18 protein-coding genes are annotated in these 22569 nt (G+C 69.3%); 1 reads left to right on the forward strand and 17 read right to left on the reverse strand.

What is annotated here, in order from left to right; genetic code table 11:
- Positions 1 to 360: 360 nt before the first annotated feature.
- The 8 genes from HQN59_RS19355 to kdpF form a co-directional block, all read right to left on the reverse strand.
- Entirely contained in the window at positions 361 to 1050 is a 690-nt protein-coding gene (locus HQN59_RS19355) for a response regulator (RefSeq protein WP_176070773.1), read from the reverse strand.
- Positions 1051 to 1059: 9 nt separating this feature from the next.
- Positions 1060 to 3768, reverse strand: a complete 2709-nt coding sequence (locus HQN59_RS19360) for a DUF4118 domain-containing protein (protein WP_176070774.1) — start codon at positions 3766 to 3768, stop codon at positions 1060 to 1062.
- 2 nt (positions 3769 to 3770) lie between these two features.
- Positions 3771 to 4736, reverse strand: a complete 966-nt coding sequence (locus HQN59_RS19365) for a magnesium and cobalt transport protein CorA (protein WP_176070775.1) — start codon at positions 4734 to 4736, stop codon at positions 3771 to 3773.
- Positions 4730 to 5026, reverse strand: a complete 297-nt coding sequence (locus HQN59_RS19370) for a hypothetical protein (RefSeq protein ID WP_176070776.1) — start codon at positions 5024 to 5026, stop codon at positions 4730 to 4732. The genes HQN59_RS19365 and HQN59_RS19370 overlap by 7 nt, the downstream gene beginning before the upstream one ends.
- Complete coding sequence (gene kdpC, locus HQN59_RS19375) at positions 5023 to 5706, reverse strand: potassium-transporting ATPase subunit KdpC (protein WP_176070777.1); 684 nt, start codon at positions 5704 to 5706, stop codon at positions 5023 to 5025. Before kdpC ends, HQN59_RS19370 begins: the two co-directional genes overlap by 4 nt.
- An 83-nt stretch (positions 5707 to 5789) precedes the next feature.
- Positions 5790 to 7868 carry a potassium-transporting ATPase subunit KdpB gene (gene kdpB / locus HQN59_RS19380; protein ID WP_176070778.1) on the reverse strand — a complete coding sequence of 693 codons (2079 nt, stop codon included), beginning with the start codon at positions 7866 to 7868 and terminating at the stop codon, positions 5790 to 5792.
- Between the two features lie 10 nt (positions 7869 to 7878).
- Positions 7879 to 9657 carry a potassium-transporting ATPase subunit KdpA gene (gene kdpA, locus HQN59_RS19385; protein ID WP_176070779.1) on the reverse strand — a complete coding sequence of 593 codons (1779 nt, stop codon included), beginning with the start codon at positions 9655 to 9657 and terminating at the stop codon, positions 7879 to 7881.
- The gene (gene kdpF / locus HQN59_RS26260; RefSeq protein WP_176070780.1) at positions 9654 to 9746 is read right to left on the reverse strand and encodes a K(+)-transporting ATPase subunit F; all 93 of its coding nucleotides are present in this window, start codon (positions 9744 to 9746) and stop codon (positions 9654 to 9656) included. Before kdpF ends, kdpA begins: the two co-directional genes overlap by 4 nt.
- A gap of 616 nt (positions 9747 to 10362) precedes the next feature.
- Between kdpF and HQN59_RS19395 the strand changes: the two genes are divergently transcribed.
- Positions 10363 to 12150 (forward strand): hypothetical protein, encoded by a 1788-nt coding sequence (locus tag HQN59_RS19395; protein WP_176070781.1) that lies wholly within the window; start codon positions 10363 to 10365, stop codon positions 12148 to 12150.
- 195 nt (positions 12151 to 12345) lie between these two features.
- Here the strand turns inward: HQN59_RS19395 and HQN59_RS19400 are convergent, their stop codons facing one another.
- The 9 genes from HQN59_RS19400 to HQN59_RS19440 all read right to left on the reverse strand — a co-directional run bounded on the left by HQN59_RS19400 (position 12346) and on the right by HQN59_RS19440 (position 22428).
- The gene (locus tag HQN59_RS19400; protein ID WP_176070782.1) at positions 12346 to 13131 is read right to left on the reverse strand and encodes an IclR family transcriptional regulator domain-containing protein; all 786 of its coding nucleotides are present in this window, start codon (positions 13129 to 13131) and stop codon (positions 12346 to 12348) included.
- Positions 13132 to 13186: 55 nt separating this feature from the next.
- Positions 13187 to 14269: a Bug family tripartite tricarboxylate transporter substrate binding protein gene (locus HQN59_RS19405; RefSeq protein WP_176070783.1), complete on the reverse strand. Its 1083-nt coding sequence runs from the start codon at positions 14267 to 14269 to the stop codon at positions 13187 to 13189.
- An 87-nt stretch (positions 14270 to 14356) separates the two neighbouring features.
- On the reverse strand, positions 14357 to 15340 hold the full coding sequence (locus HQN59_RS19410) for a Bug family tripartite tricarboxylate transporter substrate binding protein (protein ID WP_176070784.1): 984 nt from the start codon (positions 15338 to 15340) through the stop codon (positions 14357 to 14359).
- Positions 15337 to 17136 carry a thiamine pyrophosphate-requiring protein gene (locus HQN59_RS19415; protein ID WP_176070785.1) on the reverse strand — a complete coding sequence of 600 codons (1800 nt, stop codon included), beginning with the start codon at positions 17134 to 17136 and terminating at the stop codon, positions 15337 to 15339. Before HQN59_RS19415 ends, HQN59_RS19410 begins: the two co-directional genes overlap by 4 nt.
- Positions 17137 to 17188: 52 nt before the next feature.
- A complete protein-coding gene (locus HQN59_RS19420; RefSeq protein ID WP_176070786.1) occupies positions 17189 to 18238 on the reverse strand; it encodes a 2Fe-2S iron-sulfur cluster-binding protein in 1050 nt (349 codons plus the stop codon).
- Positions 18235 to 19221 (reverse strand): 4-hydroxythreonine-4-phosphate dehydrogenase PdxA, encoded by a 987-nt coding sequence (locus HQN59_RS19425; RefSeq protein WP_176070746.1) that lies wholly within the window; start codon positions 19219 to 19221, stop codon positions 18235 to 18237. Before HQN59_RS19425 ends, HQN59_RS19420 begins: the two co-directional genes overlap by 4 nt.
- A gap of 40 nt (positions 19222 to 19261) precedes the next feature.
- On the reverse strand, positions 19262 to 20713 hold the full coding sequence (locus HQN59_RS19430; protein ID WP_176070787.1) for an aldehyde dehydrogenase family protein: 1452 nt from the start codon (positions 20711 to 20713) through the stop codon (positions 19262 to 19264).
- A 4-nt stretch (positions 20714 to 20717) separates the two neighbouring features.
- Positions 20718 to 21170 carry an aromatic-ring-hydroxylating dioxygenase subunit beta gene (locus tag HQN59_RS19435; RefSeq protein WP_176070788.1) on the reverse strand — a complete coding sequence of 151 codons (453 nt, stop codon included), beginning with the start codon at positions 21168 to 21170 and terminating at the stop codon, positions 20718 to 20720.
- A gap of 22 nt (positions 21171 to 21192) precedes the next feature.
- Complete coding sequence (locus HQN59_RS19440; protein WP_176070789.1) at positions 21193 to 22428, reverse strand: aromatic ring-hydroxylating dioxygenase subunit alpha; 1236 nt, start codon at positions 22426 to 22428, stop codon at positions 21193 to 21195.
- Positions 22429 to 22569 lie beyond the last annotated feature (141 nt).

A 22569-nucleotide genomic window follows, 5' to 3' on the forward strand; every position in this document is an offset into this window, starting at 1 on the left:
TCGATGACGGGTGCCCAGGTGCGGCGCGCCGTGGTTTGCGCTTCGGAGCGCGCTCAAGCGCTTGCGGCGCCTGTGCAGTCCGAGATCACGGCGGCGACCAGACAAGCCGTGCAGGCCCGGAATGCGGCTCGGGAACCGGCCGTCGCCTTGTGGAGACCGTCATGGCAACCACGCATCGCGAGCCGTCGAACAGACGTTTGGGCGCTTCGCCTCACGCTGCAGATGCAGGGCCGTACGCGGGAGCCTGGCGCTGCTCAACCTCGGCATCGACAGCAAGCTTTGTCGTCCAGAGTCATTGCCGACGGTGCCTTCAGCGATCCGAGTCGACAAAGCGGCCTTCGCGCCGGCGACGCGGACAGGTCAGGGGCGGAAGCGGTAACCGATCCCCGGCTCGGCCAGCAAGTGCCGCGGCATCGACGCGTCGTCCTCGACCTTCTTGCGCAGGTTGGCCATGTGCACGCGCACGTAATGCGTGTCATCCGCATGCCCCGGACCCCACACCGCTTTCAACAATTGCTCGTGAGTCACGACGCGGTCGGGCTGTGAGGCCAGGAGCGTGAGCAGCCGGTACTCGATCGGGGTGAGGTGCAGCGGCTCGCCATCGCGCTCCACCAGACGCCTCGCCAGATCCAGCGTCGTGCGGCCGAATCGCAGCACCGCGTTCGCCGAGGCCGGGGCAAGCGCCTGACGCCGCAGCTGGGCCCGCACCCGCGCCAGCAGCTCTGCCGCGCCGAACGGCTTGACGAGGTAGTCGTCGGCCCCTGCGTCGAGCGCAGCGACCTTCTCCGCCTCGCCGCTGCGGGCCGACAGCACGATGACAGGCGCCTGCGACCAACCACGCAGGTCGCGGATCAGGTCGACCCCATCGCCGTCCGGCAGACCGAGGTCCACGACGGCCAGGTCCGGGCGCCGGCTGCCTGCCTCGATGAGCCCACGCTGCAGAGTCGACGCCTCGTAGACGTCGTGGCCTTCCGATTCGAGCGTCATCCGCACGAAGCGTCGGATCTGGGGCTCGTCTTCGACGACAAGGATGCGGGCGCGCAGTTCCATGGCGGCATCCTAGACCGCGCCGGTGGCTGTCGTGCTGCCGTCGTCGGCGGGCGGCTCGCCGCGCGGCAGCTCGATCACGAAGCGCGCGCCTTCGATGCCTGCGGGGCCCGAACGGTTCTCGCCACGGATCGTGCCGCCATGGGCCTGCACGATGGCGCGCGAGATCGCCAACCCGAGGCCGACGCCCGGCGTCGCGCTCTCCTTGCTGCCGCGCTCGAACTTGTCGAACAGCGCTTCCTCGCGCCCCTGTGGCAGGCCGGGGCCGTGATCGTCGATGGCGATCGTCACGGTCGAAGACGAGGCTGATGCGGTCAGCTCGATCGGACTGCCCGACGGTGTGTACTTGGCGGCGTTCTCGAGCAGGTTGACGAGCACGCGCTCCAGGAGGACCGCGTCCACCTGGACCAGCGGCAGGTCGTCGGCAAGAGCCACCCGCACGGGGCGAGCCTGCAGCGCCGGAGCGCAGGCGGCGAGCGCGCTGCCGACCACCTCTTCCAGCGGCTGCCACTCGCGACGCATCGGCACTGCACCCGCCTCGAGCCGGGCCATGTCGAGAAGATTGCCGACCATCTCGTTCATGCGCATCGCCGAATCGCGAATGGCACGGACGACCTCGGCTTGTGGTGCCGGCAACGTCGGCGCCGTCATCGTCAGCGCGTCGGCGAGCCCGACCATCGCCGCGAGCGGTGTGCGCAGGTCATGCGAGATCGCCGACAGCAGCGAATTGCGCAGCCGCTCCGATTCGATCTGCACCGTGCTCTCTTGCGCCACGTCGATGTAGTGGATGCGTTCCAGCGAGATCGCGAGCAGCGAGGCGCACGTGTCGAGCAGCCGGCGCTGGTCGGGTCCCAAGGTGGCGCGATTCTCCGGCTCCACGGCCAGCACGCCGCGCACCCGCATGGGCGCCTTCAGCGGCAGCACCAGGCAGGCGCTTGCCGCGAGGGTGTCGGTGCCGAAGCCGGCCGGCTCGCCGCGGTCGAACGACCACTGCGCCACCGCGTTGTCCACCGCCGCGCTGCCGCCGGGCAGAGCAACCAGCCGATCGTGCTCGTCGGCCGCGAGCAAGGTGGCGCGTGCCTTGAACTCGGCCGCGAGGAAGCGGGCGCCGATCTCGGCCACCTGCGCGGGCAGCAGCGCGGCCGAAAGGTCACGCGACATCTCGTACAGGCCGCGCATGCGGTGCTCGCGCTGCGTTGCCGCCTGGGCCTGTACCTTGAGCCCGGCGGTGAGCTGGCCGATGGCCAGTGCCACGACCAGCATCACCGCGAAGGTGACCAGGTACTGCACGTCGCTCACCGCGAACGAGAAACGTGGCTGCACGAAGAACCAGTCGAACAGCCCGACGCCGAGGAACGCCGCCACCACCGCCGGTCCGCGCCCATGGACCCACCCGACGCCGACCACGGCGAGCAGGAAGATCATCACGATGTTGGTCAACTCCAGCCGGCCGAGCAGCGGCGTCGCCAGGAGGGCGGTGGCACCGCAGGCGAGCACCGCGGTGGCGTACCCGCGCCACGGGAAGTCGCCGGTGGCGGCGGCCGTGGCGGCAAGCGGTGCACGGTCGCGGGCGCCGGCCGGTGGGGCCACCTGCACCACGTCGAGGTCCTCGGCAAGCGCGCCGATGCGATCCGACGTCGAGCGCTGCCATGGCCAGCGCCGGGTGGTACGACCGATCACGAGCCTCGCGAGATTGTGCTCGCGGGCATAGCGCACCAGCGCGGCGGGCGCCTCGGGGCCGGACGGAGTCGCCACGCTCGCCCCCAGTTCCTCGGCCAGTTTGAGCACGCGCAAGGCCTGCTCGCGACGCGCGGTAGGGAGACGTTGGACAGCGGGTGTCTCGACATGCACGGCATGCCATGGCACGTCGAGCTGCGCCGCCAGCCGGGCACAGGCGCGCACCACCTTCTCGCCGCTCTCGCCCACGCCCACGCAGGCCAGCAGCGCCTCGCGGTTGGGCCACACCGCCTGGACCGAGCTGCGGCGGCGCCAGGCCTGCATCTGGTCGTCCACCCGGTCGGCGGTGCGGCGCAGGGCCAGCTCGCGCAAGGCCAGCAGGTTGCCCTTGCGGAAGAAGTTGGCCGAGGCGCGCTCGGCCTGCTGCGGGATGTAGACCTTGCCGGCCTTGAGCCGCGCGAGCAGCTCGTCGGGCGGCAGATCGACCACCACCACTTCGTCGGCCTCGTCGAACAGCCGGTCGGGTACCGTCTCCCAGACGCGGATTCCGGTGATGCCGCTGACGATGTCGTTCAGGCTCTCCAGGTGCTGGACGTTCATCGTCGACCAGACGTCGACGCCGGAGGCCAGCAGTTCCTCCACGTCCTGCCAGCGCTTGCGGTGCCGCGATCCGGGCGCGTTGTGGTGCGCGAGTTCGTCGAGCAGCACCAGCGGATCGGCCTCGGCGCGCGCCCATGCCAGCGCTGCATCGAGGTCGAACTCCTGCAGCGTGCGGTCGCGGTAGGTCACGCTCTTCAGGGGCAAGCGCGGCAGGTCGCGCGCCATCGCCTCGGTCTCAGCGCGGCCGTGGGTCTCGACCAGCCCGACGATCAGCGTGGCGCCCTGGCTCCGGGCGGCGCGCGCCGCAGCGAGCATCGCGTAGGTCTTGCCGACGCCCGCCGACGCGCCGAAGAAGATCTTCAGCCGGCCGCGCCGCTCGCGGGCCTCGTCTCGCTGGACCTGCTGCAGGAGCTGGTCGGGGTCGGGGCGGTCGTCGCCGGTCATTCCTACAGCCAACCCGCGCGCTTGAAGCGCCAGAACAGGAAGCCCGCGGCGCCGCCGATCGCGTTCAGCGCCATCGGATAGCCCCAGGCCCACTTCAGCTCGGGCATGTGCTCGAAGTTCATGCCCCAGATGCCGGCCAGGGCGGTCGAAATCGCGAAGATCGCTGCCCAGGCCGCCAGCCGCTTGGTGGTCTCCGACTCCTCGATCGTCACCATCGACAGGTTCACCTGGATGGCGGTGGCGATGGTGTCGCGGATCGCGTCGACCGCCGTGTTGATGCGCGCAAGGTGGTCCTCGATGTCGCGGAAGAACTCCTGGCTGTGCGCGCAGACCGCGGGCACACGGCCGCCGTGCAGCTTGCCCGTCACCTCCAGCAGCGGCGCCACCGCATGGCGCAGCACCGTCGCGCGCCGTTTCAGCGCGTACAGCCGCTGGATGTTCCAGCGCGCCGCTCCACGATCGAAGATGGCGCCCTCGATCTCCTCGAGGTCGCTATCCATCGCATCGATGAGCGGAAAGTAGCGGTCGATCACGGAGTCCATCAGCGCATAAAGCACGAAGCCGGAGCCCTGCTTCAGGTGCTCCGGCTCGCGCTCGCAGCGCTCGCGTACGCCGAGGAAGCCGTGGGCGCTGTGATTGCGCACCGAGAGCACGAAGTTGGCGCCGACGAAGATGGCCACCTCGCCCATCTCCAGGCCATCGGACCGAGCCTCGCGCAGCTTCATCACGACGAAGAGCGTGTCGCCGTACTCCTCGATCTTGGGCCGCTGATGTCCGTGCCGCGCATCCTCGATCGCGAGCTCGTGCAGGTCGAACTCGTGCCGCAGCTGGCGCAGCTCGTCATCGGTGGCATCGCGCAGTGCGACCCAGACGAAGCAGCGCGGCCTCGCCACCCACTCCTCGATGTCGTCGATGGGGATGTCGGCCAACTTGCGGCCGTCCTCGTAGGCGACGCAGTTGATCAGCATGCGCAAGGGGCCAAGTGGTGAGCCGAAGCGGAACGCGCGGCATCTTCCCATGGCCGCTCCGGCGCCGGCAGGACCAACGGCGCCGACTTGACGCGTTCTTGATCGTCTGGCGACGGCTCCGCCGTCGCCGCGTTTGGAGGGGCGCGAGCGCCGTGCGTTTCAAGAAGCATCGTGCGTACCGCGAGTGCCATGGCGGCGGCCGGCGTCGTGGGCCTGCCGCTCGCGCGCGCCATGTGCAGCGGTGCCGAGGTTGCCGGCAGCGACAGCAGGACGCCGATCCAGTCGTTCATGGTGCGGGCGTACGGGCGCTCGATGCGGCCGGTCCGCGGGCCGTGCCGCGCACGCTGTCGAGCGCGAGGTTGAGCTTCAACACGTGCACGCGCGGCTCGCCGATGAAACCGAGCAGCGGCCGCTCGGTGTGCTGCTCCACGAGCGCGCGCACGCGTGCGGCGGGCAGAACGCGTACGCGCGCCACGCGGGAGACCTGGTAATCCGCCGCGGCACGGCTGATGTGCGGATCGAGCCCGCTGGCGGAGGCGGTGACCAGGTCCACAGGCACCGGCGCGGCGTTGCCCGGATCGGCCGCACGCAGCGCCTCGACGCGCGCCCTGACCGCATCGGCCAGCGCCGGATTGCTCGGGCCGAGGTTCGAGCCGCTGGAGTTGGCGGCGTTGTACGGCATCGGCCCCGTGGCCGACGGGCGGCTCCAGAAGAATCCCGGGTCGTTGAACGCTTGGCCGATCAGTTCCGAACCGACGGCCTTGCCGTCGCGGACGATCAGGCTGCCGTTGGCCGCGTGGGGAAACACGAGTTGCGCGACGCCGGTGGTCACGAGCGGGTACAGCAATCCGGTCACGGCCGAGAGCACGACGAACAGCGTGAGCGCTGGCCGCAGCAGTGCGGAGCGGCGTTCGGCCGGTTCGGCAGCGGTCGCCGCCGCGGGGGAAGGGGTTGCGAGAGTGGTGTTCATGGCTGGAGCCTCCTTGGGTCGATCAGAACGTGACCTTGACGCCGATCACGACGCCGAACCTGGGTCGAGCGGGGAGCGCGCCGTCACGACAGGCCGAGTGCGGCGAGCACGAGGTCGATCAGCTTGATTCCGATGAACGGCACGATCACGCCACCGAGTCCGTAGACCAGCAGATTGCGGCGCAGGAGCGTGGCCGCGCCGACCGCGCGATAGGCCACTCCTTTCAGGGCGAGCGGGATCAGCACGACGATGATCAGCGCGTTGAAGATCACCGCCGACAGGATCGCCGACGTCGGGCTCGCGAGCTGCATCACATTGAGCGCGCCGAGCTGCGGGTACGTGGCGACGAAGGCTGCCGGGATGATGGCGAAATACTTCGCAAGGTCGTTCGCGATCGAGAACGTCGTCAGCGAGCCGCGCGTCATCAGCATCTGCTTGCCGGTTTCGACGATCTCGATCAGCTTGGTGGGGTTGCTGTCGAGGTCGACCATGTTGCCGGCCTCCTTGGCGGCCTGGGTGCCGGTGTTCATCGCCACCGCGACGTCGGCCTGCGCCAGCGCCGGGGCGTCGTTGGTGCCGTCACCGGTCATCGCGACCAGCCGGCCAGCGGCCTGATGCTCGCGGATCAGCTTGAGCTTGGCCTCGGGCGTGGCTTCGGCGAGGAAGTCGTCGACGCCGGCCTCGGCCGCGATCGCCGCGGCCGTGAGACGGTTGTCGCCGGTCACCATCACGGTCTTGATGCCCATGCGGCGCAGCTCGGCGAAGCGCTCCTTGATGCCGCCTTTCACGATGTCCTTGAGCTCGACCACGCCGAGCACGCGCGCATCGTCGGCCACGACGAGCGGCGTGCTGCCGCGGCGCGAGACGTCGTCGACGGTGGCCTGCAGCGCCGGCGGAAAGCTGCCGCCGAGCGATTCCACGTGCTTGCGGATCGCGTCGGCCGCGCCCTTGCGCAGCAGGCGCGCGCGGCCGGCCGGGTCCTGCAGGTCCGCACCGCTCATGCGCGTCTGTGCGGTGAAGTGGACGAAGCTCGCGCCGAGTGCGGCGACGTCGCGCTCGCGCAGCTCGAACTTCTGCTTGGCCAGCACGACGATGCTGCGACCCTCGGGAGTTTCGTCGGCCAGCGACGCGAGCTGCGCCGCGTCGGCAAGGGCCGCTTCCTTGACGCCTGCGGCGGGGATGAACGCGCTGGCCTGGCGGTTGCCGAGCGTGATGGTGCCGGTCTTGTCGAGCAGCAGCACGTCGACGTCGCCGGCGGCTTCGACCGCGCGGCCCGACGTGGCGACGACGTTGGCCTGCATCATCCGGCTCATGCCGGCCACGCCGACGGCGCTCAGCAGCCCGGCGATCGTCGTGGGGATCAGGCAGACCAGCAGGGCGACGAGAATCACGAGGCTGACCGGCTGGCCGGCGCCGACGGCCTGCACGCCGAACGCCGAGAACGGCAGCAGCGTCACGACGACCCCGAGGAAGACGATGGTCAGCGCGACCAGCAGAATGGTCAGCGCGATCTCGTTGGGCGTCTTCTGTCGCTTCGCGTTCTCGACCATCGCGATCATGCGGTCGACGAAGGTTTCGCCCGGGTTGACGGCGACCCGTACGACGATCCAGTCCGACAGCACCCGGGTGCCGCCGGTCACCGCCGAGAAGTCGCCGCCCGATTCGCGGATCACCGGCGCCGACTCACCGGTGATCGCGCTTTCGTCGACCGAGGCGACGCCGTCGATCACTTCGCCGTCGGCGGGAATGGTGTCGCCGGCCTCGATGAGCACGATGTGGCCCTTGCGCAGGCTGTCGGCCTCGGTCGGGTGCCAGTGCATCGAGGTGCGCGGCTCGCCGCGGCGGTACTCGCCTTCGAGCTTCTTCGCCCAGGTCTGCTTCTTCAAGCCGCGCAGCGACGAGGCCTGCGCTTTGCTGCGGCCCTCCGCCAGCGCCTCGGCGAAGTTGGCGAAGAGCACGGTGAACCACAGCCACACCGCCACGCCGATCGTGAAGACGTCGGGCCTGGCCGCGGCCAGCGCCGTGGTGAAGGCGCTGCCGACATAGACGACGAACATCACGGGGTTGCGCAACTGCACGCGCGGGTCGAGCTTCTTGAAGGCGTCGGCGACGGCCGGGGCCATCAGCGCCGGGTCGAACAGGGTCAGGGTCTTGCGGGTCATGGCGCGTGTCTCACTTGGCGGCGTGCAGCATCAGGTGCTCGACGACGGGTCCCAGGGCCAGGGCCGGCACGTAGTTCAGGAGGCCGACCAGCAGCACCGTGCCGACGAGCAGCAGCACGAACAAGGGGCCGTGCGTCGGCAACGTGCCGCCGGTCACCTCGAGTCGCTTCTTGGCGGCGAGCGCACCGGCGATCGCGAGCACCGGTACGATCACGCCGAAGCGGCCGAACCACATCGCGACGGCGAGCAGCATGTTGTAGAACGGGGTGTTGGCGGACAGGCCGGCGAACGCGCTGCCGTTGTTGTTGGCCGCCGACGAGAGGGCGTACAGGACCTCGGAGAAGCCGTGCGGCCCCGGATCCTGGATGCTGGCGCGGCCGGGATCGGCGATGACCGCGACTGCGGTGCCCACCAGCACGAGCAGCGGCGTGACCAGTATCGCGATCGAGACCATCTTCATCTCGTACGTCTCGATCTTCTTGCCGAGGTACTCGGGCGTGCGGCCGATCATCAGGCCGGCGATGAACACCGCCAGCATGGCGAACACCAGCATGCCGTAGAGGCCCGCGCCGACACCGCCGAAGATCACTTCGCCGAGCTGGATCAGCGCCATCGGCACGAGGCCGCCGAGCGGCGTGTAGCTGTCGTGCATCGAGTTCACCGCGCCGCAGCTCGCGGCGGTGGTGATGACGGCGAACAGCGTCGAGGCGTTGGTGCCGAAGCGCACCTCCTTGCCTTCCATGTTGCCGGCCGAGGCGTCGACCCCGAGCGCGGCGAGGGCCGGGTTGCCCTGCTGCTCGGCCATGGTGGTGGCGACCACGGCGGCGACGAAGACCAGCGTCATCGCCGCCAGCACCGCGAAGCCCTGGCGCGGATCACCCACCACGCGCCCGAACACGAACACCAGCGCCGCCGGGATCAGGAAGATCGACAGCATCTGCAGGAAGTTGCTGACCGCGGTCGGGTTCTCGTACGGGTGCGCGGAGTTGGCGTTGAAGAAGCCGCCGCCGTTGGTGCCCAGCATCTTGATGGCCAATTGCGACGCGACCGGCCCCATCGCGAGCGTCTGCGTCTGTCCCGCCTTGTTCTCCATCGCTGGCTGGCCCGCGGCGTCCTTCATCGGCTGGCTGTCGGCGCCGAGCCTCGGCTCTTGCCACGCCTGCACCGCGATCGTCTGCACGGTCTCGTAGGGCTTGAAGTTCTGGATCACGCCTTGACCGGCGAGGACGAGCGCGAAAACGAACGAGAGCGGCAGCAGGATCCACAGCGTGGCGCGCGTCAGATCGACCCAGACATTGCCGATGGCCCGCGCCGAGTGGCGCGCGAAGCCGCGGATCAGGACGACGACGACGACGATGCCAGTCGCCGCGGACAGGAAGTTCTGCACCGTCAGCGCCAGCATCTGCGTCAGATAGCTCATCGTCGACTCGCCGCCGTAGCCCTGCCAGTTGGTGTTGGTGACGAAGCTGATCGCGGTGTTGAAGGCCAAGTCCGGCGACACCCCGGCCATGCCTTGGGGGTTCAGGGGCAGCACGGCCTGCAGACGCTGCAGCGCATAGACCGCGAACACGCCGATGCCGTTGAACACGAGCAGCCCGATGGCATAGGAAAGCCACGGCTGCTCGCGCTCGGCGTCGACACCGCCCACACGGAACAGCGGGGCCTCGATGCGCCGGCCCCAGGCGAAGCGGCCTTGCATCACCGCTTCGATCAGCCGGGCAAGCGGCCAGGCCAGCAGCAGCAGGATCGCCAGATAGACGATCAACTGAATCCAGGCGGGCGCGTTCACGAAAAGTCCTCCGGCCGCAGCAACACGGCGAGCAGGTAGATCAGCAGGCCGATGGCGATCAGGCCACCCGCGACATCCCAGCCGGTCATGCTGCCCCCTTGCGGCTCCGCAGGCGCTCGCAACCCCTTGCGAGGGCGACGATGGCCGCCCAGAAGGCGCCTGCAGCGATGAGATAAGCGATGTCCATGCACCCTCCGATTCGTACGTTCGAATGCTCGGGCGTACGGCGTCAAGAGGTTGCCAAGATTGGCGGCGCCGCCATCAAGATCTCGTCAAGATGAGGCATCGAAGAGGCCGTCCGCAGCAACACGTCATGTGCCGTCGACGTTGGCCTTTCGCTCAGAACGAGGGCCGCGAGGGAGGACAGCCTTCATGAGCCTTTACGAAGAATGCGAGGGCAGCACGGAACGGCGCCCTCGCTTGCGCCTTCACGTGGCTCGCTTCGCTCCTGCGGCTCTGTCAGGTAGCCGCGCCCTCCTTGAACGATGGGACGCGAGGCCAACCGAAGTTGGGCAACCCACGACGATTGCCTCAGCCTGTGGCCAGATTTGCTCGCGTGAACACGACGTGCAATCAAGACGAACGAGGCGACGACATGCAGTGGCTGCCGCACCGTCCTCAATCAGAGGGATTGGGTAACGCCACGCGAAGGGGACGATCCATGCTTCCACGCCGCTTGACGCGACACGATGGAAGGAGATCACCATGGCCACCCAGAGACCCGCTACCCTGACCCCTAGCCGATCCTTGTCGGACGGGCACCCCACGCTGACGACCATCAGTCCCGGCGCCCGCGAGCTCATCCAGTTGAACGTGAAGCGGCGGCTCGAGTTCCAGAGAACGCCCGAGATTTTCTACCCGTGGTGGCGCCGCTGTACCGTCAAGACGCTGATCGTGGCCGACGGCTCCCTCAACTTCGGCGAGGGCGACTTTGGGCTCTCGACCTTCGTACGGGCGCTCAAGAACGAGGCGCCCGGACGGGTCGCGTTTCAGATCACGCTGGCGCACATCGGAAACGTCGGGGATGCCGCCATGCTGGCGTCCGAGCCGGGCATCGCGAATCGCATTCAAACGTTTCGATTCGACAACACCGCCCACTTCACGCCGGAGATGTACGACCAGATCTGGCTGTTCGGTATTCAAACGACATACCCCGCGACGGCGGGCCGGGGCCCCTTCCTCGCTGCGGCGGAGATCAACGCTATCCATGCCCACATGCAACGGGGCGGCGGCGTCTTCGCCACCGGCGACCACGGCTACCTCGGGCAGGCGCTCTGCGGCGGGCTGCCGCGCGTCCGCGGCATGCGCCATTGGGGCGACTTCCCGAGCGCCGACAACAACCAGAACCAGGTCAGCATGGGTGGCCCCCGCCGCAACGACAGCAACCAGGAAGGGCACGACCCCGGAAGCTCGTTCAGCGACCAGAGCGACGACGTTCCGCAGCCGCTCGACCTGCTTCTCTACAGCTCCTACGCTGGCTTCCTGCGCAACGCGCGTTATCCGCATCCGGTGCTATGCGGCCGCACGGGCCGGATCGACGTCTTTCCCGACCACCCGCACGAGGGCGAGTGCCGGCTGCCGCCTGACGTGACCGGTACCTTTGGAGGCGCGGACGAGTACCCACCCGATGCCGGCGGCACGCGCGTCGTGCCGGAGGTGATCGCCTGGGGGCGGGTGAGGGCCGGCAACAACGCCCGCGGGACGAAGTCACCGACCATCGCCCAGACCTTCGGCGTGGTCAGCACCTATGACGGACACCGCGCAGGCGGGAAGGGCCGAGTCGTCTGCGACTCGACCTGGCACCACTTCGTCAACGTCAACCTGATCGGCGTGCTCGAGGGCGGCGGCTTCGACGAGTTCGACGTCCCGGGCGAGCACGCGAGCAAGCACGACGGCTTTCTCAGCTCGGCGGCCGGGCTGACCGTGCTGAGCAAGATCAAGAACTACTACACCAACATCGGCGTCTGGATCTCGCCGCCGGCCAAGCACGAGTGCTTCAACCGCCTCGCCTGGTGGGAGGTCGTCTTCTCCGAGCGAATCGTCGAGGCGACCTTGACCAGCCCCGAGATCGCCCTCGAGAAGATCCCGGCGCCGGCGCTCATGCAGATCGGCATCCACGCCCGCGACGTCTTCGACCGCCGGGCAAGCCAGTGCCAGTCGCTTCAATGGCTGATCGACTGGTCGAGGCGGTTTATCGAAGTCGCTTGGCTCGACCCGTGGGATCCGATCACGCAGGTCCGGCTCCAGAAGGGTGATCCGCCCCTCCCCGTGATCGATCCCATGCCGGTCGTCGACGTCGCTCTCGGCGCCGCGTTGGTCGCGATGCGGCAGCAGTTCCCGTTCCCTCCTGACAAGGTCTCGGACAGGGACGATGCAGCGGCCCTGAAGGCGATCGACCGAGGCACGCAGCTCGGTCTGCAGCTGGCGACGCGGCTGGTCGCTGAGCAAGTGAAGTCGTTCCCGACGCTGCTTCGCGCGCGCGAGCCGGGTTGACGCGGGCTCGGGAAGACGGCCGGCGGCTCGCGTGAGCGGGCGACTCGCGCGCCGCTCCACGCGAGCCGCTGGAGGGCTCCCAAGGGCGCTGACTGGCGCGCGGGTCCGTGCCGAGAGAGTGCTCACGGTCAGCAAGGTCGAGCCTCGGCCCTGCGCCTTCAACGCTGCGCTGTAGCGTCTCCCGGTCCACTTTCGTCAGCTCGGAAATAGCATCCGAGACAGGCGGTCGCGCGCATTGGTCAGTTGGGGCAGAAGTTCGCTACGGAACGTCTGCATCGACATCCGCTCCGCCCGCACGGCGATGCTCATCGCTGCAACAGTCGCGCCGGACGGGTGACGCAAGGCGACGGCGAGCGAACGGACTCCGACCTCCAACTCGTTGTCGCATTCCGCATGCCCCGTGCTCCGCGAGTGATCGACGATCGCGATCACCTGGGCTGCGGAAGTCGGAGTGTCAGGTGTCAGAGCCGCAAGCGACATGGCTCGAACCCGGCTCCACATCGCACCCGGTTCGAGTCCCGCCAGCAACATGCGACCGAGCGCCGAGGCATGCGCCGGCAGTCGTGACCCGATGCCAAGCCCGGTGCTCAGGGTGCGACGCGCGGTGGCGCGCGCCACGATGATGGCATCGTCGTCCAGCAGATGGGCGAGCGACGCCGACTCCCGGGTCTGCTCGGCCAGCCGGTCGAGCAGCGGTTGAGCCAGCGCCACCATCGGCTGCGAGGCGAGGAAGGCGTGCGCGATCAGCAACGAGCGCGAGGTCATCCAGAACCGCTTCCCGTCGGTTTCAAGGAAGCCCCGCACGACCATGGTGTGCAAGGAACGGCGCGCCGACGCCGGCGAGGCGCCGGTCAGCCGCGCCACTTCGGAGAGGGTCAGACGGCTGTGCTTCCGGCCGAAGCAGGTGAGGACGTCGAGACCCTTGCTCAGGGCTTCGACGAAGTCGCGGTCGGGCCCTGCCAGGTCGTTGCGTGGTGACATGTGCGGTGCGCCGCTGGCGGTCGGGCGCGGATGGAGACCGCGGCCGGCCCTCAGCTCACTCGAGCCTGACGTTCGCGCTGCGAATGACCTTGCTCCACTTGTCGCGCTCGCCCTTGAAGAACTGGGCGGTCTGCTCGGGCGTCCAGCCGCGTGGCTGAGCGCCCTGCTCGCCAAAGCGCTTCTTCACGTCGGCGTCCTGCAGCACCTCGGCGATCTGCCGCTGCAGGGTGGCCGCCAGGGCGCCGGGCGTCCCGGGCGGCGCGACCACCGCGAAGAAGGTCACCGCCTGCATCGCCGGCAGGCCGGCCTCGGCAAAGGTCGGTACGTTCGGCAGGGCCGCCGAACGCTGCTCGTCCGCCACGGCGAGGATCCGGATTCGCCCCGAAATATGGTGCGGCGCCGATGAGCTGAGGTTGTCGAAGAACACGTCGATCTGACCGCCGAGCAGGTCGTTCAGCGCCGGCGCCGTGCCCTTGTACGGCACGTGCGTCATGCTCGTCTGGGTCAGCGCCATGAAGAGGTTGGCGGTCAGGTGCGACGTCGACCCGTTGCCCTGCGACGCGAACGCGACCTTGTCCGGACTCGCCTTCAGGTAGGCGACGAACTCCTTCACGTTCTTGACCGGCAGCTTGGCACTGACCGCCAGCACGTTCGGCACCGTCGCCAGCACCGTGACCGGCACCCACTGGTTCGGATCGAACGAGAGCTTCGGGTAAAGGTACTGGTTGATGACCAGGGGACCGGGCGGCGACGCCAGCAGCATGCTGCCGTCGGGCGGGGCCCGGAACACCGCGTCGGCGCCGATGTTGCCGCCGGCGCCGACGCGGTTGTCGATGATGATGCCGCCCGGGTAATGCGCGTTCAGCTTCTCGGCGACGATGCGCGGCAGCACGTCGGCGGTCCCGCCGGCCGAGAACGGCACGACGAGGCGCAGTGCCGTGGGCGTCGGTTGCCCGAAGGCCCGCAGCGGCGATGCCACAAGCGCGGTCAGCGCGGCGCCGACCAGCACATCGCGCCGGTGGACGCGGCGCGTCGCGCGCGCAGGGGCCGTCGACACAGCATCCGCGGCATTGCCGAGATCGGCATCGGCGCCGGACGTGGGGTGGAGCGAAGCGCGGTGACGTGTTGGTTTCGACATGTTCTTCCTTCAGACAGGTGGGTTGCTTCGCACGCGGGTGGCGCCTCTGGTGACTCGTACGCGATGCGGCGTCGGCTCCGTGCCGACTCAGTCCAGCGTCACCTTGGCACTGTCGATCACCTTTTTCCAGCGGCTGCGCTCGGCGAGCAGGAACTTCGCCATGTCGGCGGGCGAGCCGCCGACCACCTCGGCGCCCTGCTGGGCGAACTTCTGGATCACCTCGGGAGACTTCATCGCTTCGGCGACCGCAGCGTTCAGCTTGCGCGCCATCGAAGCGGGCGTGCCCGGCGGCGCGGCCAGTGCGAACCAGGCCGAGGCGATGAAGTCGGGCAGCCCGCCTTCGGTCGCACTCGGAACGTCGGGCGCCATGCTGCCGCGCTGCGGCGACGCCAGCGCCAGCAGCTTGACCTGCTTGGCCTGCTGGAACTTCAGCACCGCCGAGACGTTGCCGAAGAACAGGTCGATGCGGCCGCTCAGCAACTCGTTCAAGGCCGGGCCTTCGCCCTTGAACGGCACGTGCAGCATGTCGCCGCCGATCATGCTCGCGAACATCTGGCCGGTAAGGTGCGACGTCGAGCCGTTGCCTTGCGAGCCGTAGCTCACCTTGCCGGGGTTGGCCTTGACATAGGCGATCAGGTCCTTCAGCGAGTTGGCCGGGAAGTCGGCGCGTGCGGTGACCGCGTTCGGCACGCTGGCGAGCATGATCACCGGCGTCAGCCGCGACGGGTCGAACGGCAGGCTCTTGTAGAGGTTCTCGTTGATCGTCAGCGGCCCCGGCGGCGACGCCAGCAGCGTGTAGCCGTCCGGTTCGGCAACCGCCACCGCCTGTGCGCCGATGTTGCCGCCGGCGCCGGCCCGGTTGTCGACGATCACCGGCTGCCCGAACTTGTCGTTGAGCTTTTGCCCGACGATGCGGGCCAGCGTGTCGACGGTCCCGCCCGGCGGGAAGTTGACGATGATGCGGATCGGCTTCGAGGGATAGCTCGCGGCGGGGTCCTGCGCCAGGGCGGAGAGGCTGGACGCGCCAAGACCGGCCAGCAGCAGGGTGGCGAAGAGGCGACGGCGGATCATGCGGGGGTCCTTGATGCGTGGGTCGGAGAGGGGTCGTGGCCGACGCGGCGCGCGCTCGATTGGGCCTCGCCGAGCACCTGGGCCGAGATCGGCAGCGTGACGACGTCGACCACCGCGCTGCGGCCGGCGCGCACGCAGGCGAGCGCCTCGGCAAGCGTGGCGGCGAGCTCGCTGGCGCGCTCGACGCGGAACGCGGCCGCGCCGCCGGCTGCGGCCGCGATGTCGGCGAGCCGCGCCCTCGCGCTGGTCGTGATCCAGTAGCGGTCGTTGCGCTTGGCGGTGCCGTCCGGGTGCACCAGCAGGGTCGACGCCTTCGGCGCGTTCCAGCCGCCGTTGTTGAAGACGATCGTGAGCTGGGGCGTGCGATAGGTTTCGGTCACCCAGTAGGTGCTGCTCGGCACGCCGAACACGTAGCTGCCGTCGCCAACCAGCGTGATCACCTCGGCATCGGGGCACGCGAGCTTCAGACCGATCGCCGCGTTGATGCTCCAGCCGAGGCCGCTGCCGCCGTTCGCGAAGTAGCTGCCCGGGCGCCGCATGCGCAGCGTGTACAGCACGCGGTCGGTCGCGGTCGGCTCCTCGAACACCACGATGCTGCGTTCGTTCAGCAGCGCGGCGATGGCTTCGCTCAGCTGCTGGATGTTGATCGCGTCGTTGGCGGGCGTCGGCATGTCGGGCATGACGAGACGGCGCCGTGCATCGGCGATCCACGCGGTGCGCGCGCCGCGGGCCTGCCCGGCCTCTGCAGGCGATGGCAGCGCCAGCAACTGGCGCAGCGCCGCCAGGCTGTCGGCCTGCCAGCTCGCCTCGGCGGGGAAGTGCCAGAAGCCCATGCTCGCTTTCAGCACGTCGCAATCGATGTGGAACAGGCGCGCGTCGGCGCGCGGCTGCACGCGTGCGACGATCCACGGCACGTCGACGTCGATCATCAGGATCAGGTCGGCCTCGTCGACCAGGCTGTTGCGGCGGTAGCCGACGTGGTGCGGGTGGTCGCCCGGGCAGTTGACGTATTGCGGGTTGACCTCGCAGACCGCGATGCCGATGCGCTCGGCGAGCTCGGCGAGCGCGTCGACGGCCTCCGGCTGGCGCCCGAGGTAGCTGGTGATCAGCAGCGGCCGCTCGGCCGCCCACAGCGCGGCGTGCAGCGTCCGCACCGCATCGTCCGGCAGGCAGGTGCTTCCCGGCGGACGCCAATGCTCGGGCGCCTGTGGCGCGGCGCCCGCCGGCTCCTCCCACACCTCGCGCGCGCCGGTGAGGTAGACCGGACCTGCGGGCACGCTGGTCGCGATCTGCAGGCCGCGCAGCAGCACCTGGTCGATCATCTCGGCCGCCCGCACCTCGTACGACCACTTCATGTACTGGCCGCCGATCTCGTGCTGGCGCGTGCTGTCCTGCGTGTAGTGGATGAACTCGGTGCGTGCCCCGGTGCGCTCGCCACTGGTCGAGACCGGCGACAGGCCGGCGACGACGATCGCCGGCACGCGGCCGCGCGCGGCGTTGTGGATGCTGCAGCCGAGGTTCTGGGTGCCGACGTCGACGTGCACCAGCACCATCTGCGCGCGCCCGGTCGCCATCGCGTAACCGTGCGCGGCGCTCAGCGCGGTCATCTCGTGCGGGCACACGATGATCTCCGGCATCGTTCCGCCGCGCGCCTCGATCGCGGCGAACGCCTCGATGAAGGCCGGGTGATCGCTGCCGAGGTTGGTGAAGATGGTCGCGACGCCGAGCCGGCCGGCTTCCTCGAGCAGGCGGCGGGCAGCGGTCGGCGGGGCGGGCAGTGGGTCCTGCGGGTTCATGGGAATCCTTGTTCGGACGGAGCGGCCGCCGCGGTGCTCGAGGTCGCGCGGTTCAGATGGCATGGCTGGCGATCGCCGCCAGCTCGGCGCTCGGCGTGCCGGACGGACCGGGCACGAACACGTCGGCATGGAAGTCGGCGTGCGCCAGCCCCTTGGCGAGTGCCGCCTCGCGCACCGCCGCGACCATCGGCGGGGAACCGCAGCAGTACACCTCATGGCCCGCCAGTTCGCCGCACGACGCCGCCAGGGCCTCGTCGACGCGGCCGCAGAACGCGTCGCCGGCGTCCTCGGCCGGCACGTCGCTCAGCGCCGGGATGAAGCGGAAGCTTTGCGGCCACTGCTTCTTCCAGCGCTCGACCGCCGCGGCCAGGTAGATACCGTCGGGCGTGCGGGCGCCCCAGATCAGCGTGATCGGCCGCACCAGCTTGCGCCTGGCCATGTCGTCGATGATCGACTTCACCGGCGCGAAACCGGTCCCGCCCGCGACGAAGACGATCGGCCGCTCGCTGTCCTGCAGCGCGACGCTGCCGAACGGCAGCTCGACGCGCAGCGTGTCGCCCGGTGCGAGCTGGCCGACCTGCGTGCTGAAGCGGCCGCCTGCGACGTGGCGGATGTGCAGCGTGACGGCATCGCTTTCCTGCGGCGGATTGGCCATCGAATAGCAGCGCGCGCTGCCGTCGTCGAGCAGCACCTGAAGGTATTGGCCGGCCCTGAACTTGGCGCGCTGGCCGGCCGGCAGGCGCAGCTGCAGCAGCGACACGTCGTGCGCTACCCGCTGGTTCTTGTAGACCCTGCCGGTGAAGGCCTTGCGGGCCGACGGGTCGGCCCGCTTCCATTCGGTCGGCTGCAGCACCACGTCGGTGACCGGCGCGCACATGCAGTACAGCACCTGATCGGGCGTGCAGGTCTCGTTGCGGATCGACGCACCGCCGACGCCGGCGACCTCGCCCGACGCGACGCCGCCAGCGCAATTGCCGCACACGCCCTTGCGGCACGAGTACGGCAGCTCGATGCCGGCGCGCAGCGCGGCGTCGAGCACGCTCTGGTCGGGCGCGCAGTCGAAGGCGATTTCGCTGCCGGCGAGAAAAACGCGGTGATTCATGCAGTCGGTCCCTGGACTTGGCGCACGCCCGAGAGCAGCGCGATGGTGCGCAGCAGCGCGGTCGGGTCGGCGATGCCGCGCCCGGCGATGTCCATCGCACTGCCGTGGCCGACGCTCGACAGCAGCACGTCGGCGCCGATGCTCAGCGCGCTCGCCGCATGCGGCGCGAGCAGCTTGATCGGAATGTGGCCCTGGTCGTGCAGCATCGCGACGTAGAGGTCGTGGCTGCGCCGCGCGAGCACGACATCGGCGCCGAACGGCCCGTCGATCGGCTGGCCCTCATCGCGCAGCCGCGCGAGCGCCGGCTCGACGATCGCCGCGTCCTCGGGACCGAACAGCCCGCCTTCCGACGCGTGCGGGTTGATGCCGAAGGCCGCGATCGACGGCTCTTCGATGCCCAGCATGCGGCAGGCGCGTGCTCCGGCGCGCACCGCGCGCACGACGAGCTCCGGCGTCAGCCGGTCGAGCGCGCTGCGAACGCTCTCGTGGAGCGTGACGTGGACGATCCGCAGTCCGGCGCCGATCAGCAGCATGAACACCTCGCCGTCCGCCACGCCGGTGACCTTCGCGACCAGCGAGGGATAGCCGGAGAACGCGATGCCGGCCTGGTGGATCGCGGTCTCGTGATGCGGACAGGCGATGACGGCATCGAACTCGCCCGCCTGGCAGGCGTGCAACGCTGCCGTTGCCGAAGCGACCGCGGAGGCGCCGGCCGCCGGATGCACGGTGCCGGGCACCGCGGCGTCGGCGGGCAGGGCGCCCGCTTCGCGCACCCGCAGCACGCCCAGCAGCTCGTGCTGCCCCACCGTGGCAGCCGCGCGCACCAGCACATCGGCAGGGCCGAACACGGTGATGCGATCACGTTCGGAAGGCGGCAGCGCAGCGAGCGCCTTGAGGGCGATCTCGGGGCCGATGCCGTTGGGGTCGCCGAGCGCGAGCGCGAGCCGCAGGGGCGCGCCGGCCCGGAGATGCAGTGGCGTCACGATGCGCAGGGGATTGCAGGCATGGCGAAGTCGTCCACGGTCAATCGAGCGCTGCCGGCGCGTACAGCGCCTGCACTTCCATGAAGCCGCGCAGACCTTCGAGCGAATACTGGCGGCCGATGCCCGACTGCTTGGCGCCGCCGAAGGGCACCAGCACGTCGGTGCCGACATGGTGGTTGATCCACACCGAACCGGCCTCCAGACGCTGCGCGACCGCCTCGGCACGTCCGAGGTCGGCCGACCAGACCGAGGCGCCGAGGCCGAAGTCGGTCGCGTTGGCGCGCGCGATCACGTCCTCGGTGTCGGTGAAGCGCAGCACCGGCAGCAACGGGCCGAACTGCTCCTCGTCGACCAGCCGCGTGCCCTCGGCGAGGTCGGCGACGATCACCGGCTCGATGAAGTAGCCGTCGCCGCTGTCGCGCGTGCCGCCGCTCAGCACGCGACCGCCGCTCTGCCGGCTGTCGTCGATCAGCTCGCGCACGATGTCGTACTGCGCGCGGTTCTGCAGCGGGCCCATCTGCGTGCCGTCGATCGAGCCATCGCCGACCTTGCTGGTGCGTGCGATCGCCGCGAGCGCCTCGCACATCGGCTCGTAGATGCGTTCGTGGACATAGAGCCTCTTGATCGCCATGCAGACCTGGCCCGCATTGACGAAGGCGCCGGCGAACAGCTTCGGGGCCACGCGGACCGGGTCGACGTCGTCGAACACGATGGCGGCGTCGTTGCCGCCAAGCTCGAGCGTCACCCGCTTGAGCGTTGCGGCGGCGCTCGCCATCACGCGCTTGCCGGTCGCGACCGAGCCGGTGAACGCGATCTTCTGGATGCCCGAATGCTCGGCCATCAGGCGGCCGATCTCGTTGCCTCCGGCGATGACGTTGAGCACGCCCGGCGGCAGCAGCGGCGCGACCAGCTCGGCGAGGCGCAGCGTGGTCAGCGGCGTGTACGGCGAAGGCTTCACCACCACCGTGTTGCCGGTGTAGAGCGCATGCGCGACCTTCGGCACCATCAGCACGACCGGCATGTTCCATGGCGTGATCGCACCGACGACGCCGAGCGGACGGTAGTGCAGGCGCACGCGCCGCCCGCTGCTGTCGGTGATCTCCTCGTCGCGCAGCTCGATCGCGAGCAGCAGGGCGAGCTGGCTCGCGGCGCGGTCGATCTCGCCCAGCGCCGCCGCCATCGGCTTGCCCTGCTCGAGCACCAGCAGCGAGGCCAACTCGCCGCGATGCTGCGTCAGCAGCGCCGCGATCGCGCGCAGCGCCTCGCGACGTTCGTCGTGGCTCGAACGGGCCCAGCCCGGCTGCGCGCGGCGCGCGGCGGCGACGGCGTGATCGAGATCGGCAGGGCTGGCTTCCGGAACGCTGCAGAACACCGCGCCGGTCGCCGGATTGATCACCGACAGGCGGCGTTCGCCGTCGACCGCCCTGCCATCGATGATGTTGACGAAACGGTGACCGGCGACCTCCGGGTCGAACAATGCGTGCGTCGTCATCGGCTCACAGCGGCAGCGCCAACAGCGTGTCGGTGACGGTGCTGTCGCAAACCGCGACGCGTTCGGCCAGCAGCAGCGTGCCGTCGGGCTGCTGCACCAGCCGGTCGACGTATTCGCCGCTCGCGAACAACTCGCTCTGGCCGGTCGCCATGATGCGTACGACGATGAAGCCGGTGCGCGCGGTGTCACCGTTCAGCATCGGCACGCCGAGCAGGTGCCGGTAGCGCTGGCGCTCGTAGATGTTGGCTTCCCGCAAGGCGGCGACGCGGTCTTCCAGCATCGCCCGCGAATCGGCATAGACGATGCCGGCGGCGAGCCCGTCACGCTCGTTTTCGACATGGGTGATGCGGTAGTGGCAGCGCTCGGTGAAGAAGGCCGGCCATTCCTCGAGCGCATCGTTGTCGATGACATGCGCGTAGCGCGCGTTGAAGGCGCACAGCGCCAGCAGATCGATCATGTCCAGGTCTCTCGTCGGGCGCTCACGCGCGCATGTGCTGCCGATAGGCCTTCCAGAAGCCCCGCACCGAAGCCTCGGTGGCGCGGCCTTCGCTCGACTCGGCACTGTCGCCGCCCATCTCGATGACCGCCTCCATCTCGCGCGCGCCGGCGATGCCGCGCTGCACGAAGCCGCCGACCGCACCGTCCTCCATGGAAATGAAACCGGCCGGGCCGATCAGGTTCGACTGCTTCAGGCGCACCATGCGCTGCTCTGGCGTGTCGTCGGCGTAGCCGAGGTAGGTCCAGTTCAGCTCGGTGCGGTCGACGCCTTTCGGCAGGACCTGGCGCACCGCCAGGCAGTTCTGGATCTGCTGCAGCACGAAGCCGGGGAACACCGAAAGGATCTGCAGCGTGACGCCGTCGTCGTACTCCTTGAAACCCGCGAGCACGCTCGGGTCCTTCAGGCGGTAGCGATCGTTCTGCGAGCGCAACGCCTGCGCCTTGTACGACGCGTCCTTTTCGCCTTCCGCGTCGATCATCGAGTAGCTGACGTGGTGCCCGCCGCTCTCGTCGACGATGACCCCGCCCTTCTGCGACAGCCGGTTGAGCTCGAAGGTGGTGAAGAACATGTGCAGCAGGCTGGCGTGGTAGCTGTCCTTCACGTTCTCGACGTACAGCTTCCAGTTGTTCGGCAGGGCCTGTGTGAAGCGGCCGATGACCTCGATCGGCTTGTGCAGCACGCGCTCGATGCGTGCGCAGATCTCCTCGCCCAGGTAGTCCTCGATGGACGGGACGTCCTCGCTGAAGCTGCCGAAAATCAGGCCGCAGAAGACGGCGACGCGCAGCTTGCGCGGGCCATGCTCCTCCTTGCAGAACGAGGCCGGCATGCCGCCGACGCCCTTGACGCCCTTCTCGAACGCGACCCCCGTCAGGTCGCCCTGGCGGTTGTAGCTCCACGCGTGATAGACGCACTGGAAGTTCTCGCTGGCAACGCCCGACTTCTCGAGTGCGATCAACGCGCCGCGATGCGCGCAGCGGTTCTCGAACGCGTAGAACTCGCCATCGTCGTCGCGCACCACGACGACGGGGGTCTCGCCGGCAAAGGTGGTGCGGAAGCTGCCCGCCTCGGGCAGTTCGGCGTCCAGGCAGAGGTAGTTCCAGGTCTCGCCATGGAAGATGCGGGCCTGCTCGTCGCCCGCCGTGACCGGGTCGCTGTAGACGTCGAACGGAACACGGGTCAAGCCCGGGCTTCGCCAGTGGACGGTGCTTTCCTGCATGGTTAGTCTCGGACGGGCCGGTAGGAGGGTGCTGTCCGGACGCCGTGCGCGTGGTCATATACGCGCGAAGTCACTCCGGTCAAGAGGCGGAAGTGTCCGCCGACGCCTCGGCCGCTGCAAGCGCAATCTTGCGCACAGCGC

Source organism: Rhizobacter koreensis, from assembly GCF_013366375.1.
Taxonomy (GTDB): domain Bacteria; phylum Pseudomonadota; class Gammaproteobacteria; order Burkholderiales; family Burkholderiaceae_C; genus Schlegelella_A; species Schlegelella_A koreensis.

What these genes read in the sequence shown, in the direction of transcription:
- HQN59_RS19355 (WP_176070773.1), bottom strand. Translation starts at nt 1,050, where the DNA reads ATGGAACTGCGCGCCCGCATCCTTGTCGTCGAAGACGAGCCCCAGATC.
- HQN59_RS19360 (WP_176070774.1), bottom strand. Translation starts at nt 3,768, where the DNA reads ATGACCGGCGACGACCGCCCCGACCCCGACCAGCTCCTGCAGCAGGTC.
- HQN59_RS19365 (WP_176070775.1), bottom strand. Translation starts at nt 4,736, where the DNA reads ATGCTGATCAACTGCGTCGCCTACGAGGACGGCCGCAAGTTGGCCGAC.
- HQN59_RS19370 (WP_176070776.1), bottom strand. Translation starts at nt 5,026, where the DNA reads ATGAACGACTGGATCGGCGTCCTGCTGTCGCTGCCGGCAACCTCGGCA.
- kdpC (WP_176070777.1), bottom strand. Translation starts at nt 5,706, where the DNA reads ATGAACACCACTCTCGCAACCCCTTCCCCCGCGGCGGCGACCGCTGCC.
- kdpB (WP_176070778.1), bottom strand. Translation starts at nt 7,868, where the DNA reads ATGACCCGCAAGACCCTGACCCTGTTCGACCCGGCGCTGATGGCCCCG.
- kdpF (WP_176070780.1), bottom strand. Translation starts at nt 9,746, where the DNA reads ATGACCGGCTGGGATGTCGCGGGTGGCCTGATCGCCATCGGCCTGCTG.
- HQN59_RS19395 (WP_176070781.1), top strand. Translation starts at nt 10,363, where the DNA reads ATGGCCACCCAGAGACCCGCTACCCTGACCCCTAGCCGATCCTTGTCG.
- HQN59_RS19400 (WP_176070782.1), bottom strand. Translation starts at nt 13,131, where the DNA reads ATGTCACCACGCAACGACCTGGCAGGGCCCGACCGCGACTTCGTCGAA.
- HQN59_RS19405 (WP_176070783.1), bottom strand. Translation starts at nt 14,269, where the DNA reads ATGTCGAAACCAACACGTCACCGCGCTTCGCTCCACCCCACGTCCGGC.
- HQN59_RS19410 (WP_176070784.1), bottom strand. Translation starts at nt 15,340, where the DNA reads ATGATCCGCCGTCGCCTCTTCGCCACCCTGCTGCTGGCCGGTCTTGGC.
- HQN59_RS19415 (WP_176070785.1), bottom strand. Translation starts at nt 17,136, where the DNA reads ATGAACCCGCAGGACCCACTGCCCGCCCCGCCGACCGCTGCCCGCCGC.
- HQN59_RS19420 (WP_176070786.1), bottom strand. Translation starts at nt 18,238, where the DNA reads ATGAATCACCGCGTTTTTCTCGCCGGCAGCGAAATCGCCTTCGACTGC.
- HQN59_RS19430 (WP_176070787.1), bottom strand. Translation starts at nt 20,713, where the DNA reads ATGACGACGCACGCATTGTTCGACCCGGAGGTCGCCGGTCACCGTTTC.
- HQN59_RS19435 (WP_176070788.1), bottom strand. Translation starts at nt 21,170, where the DNA reads ATGATCGATCTGCTGGCGCTGTGCGCCTTCAACGCGCGCTACGCGCAT.
- HQN59_RS19440 (WP_176070789.1), bottom strand. Translation starts at nt 22,428, where the DNA reads ATGCAGGAAAGCACCGTCCACTGGCGAAGCCCGGGCTTGACCCGTGTT.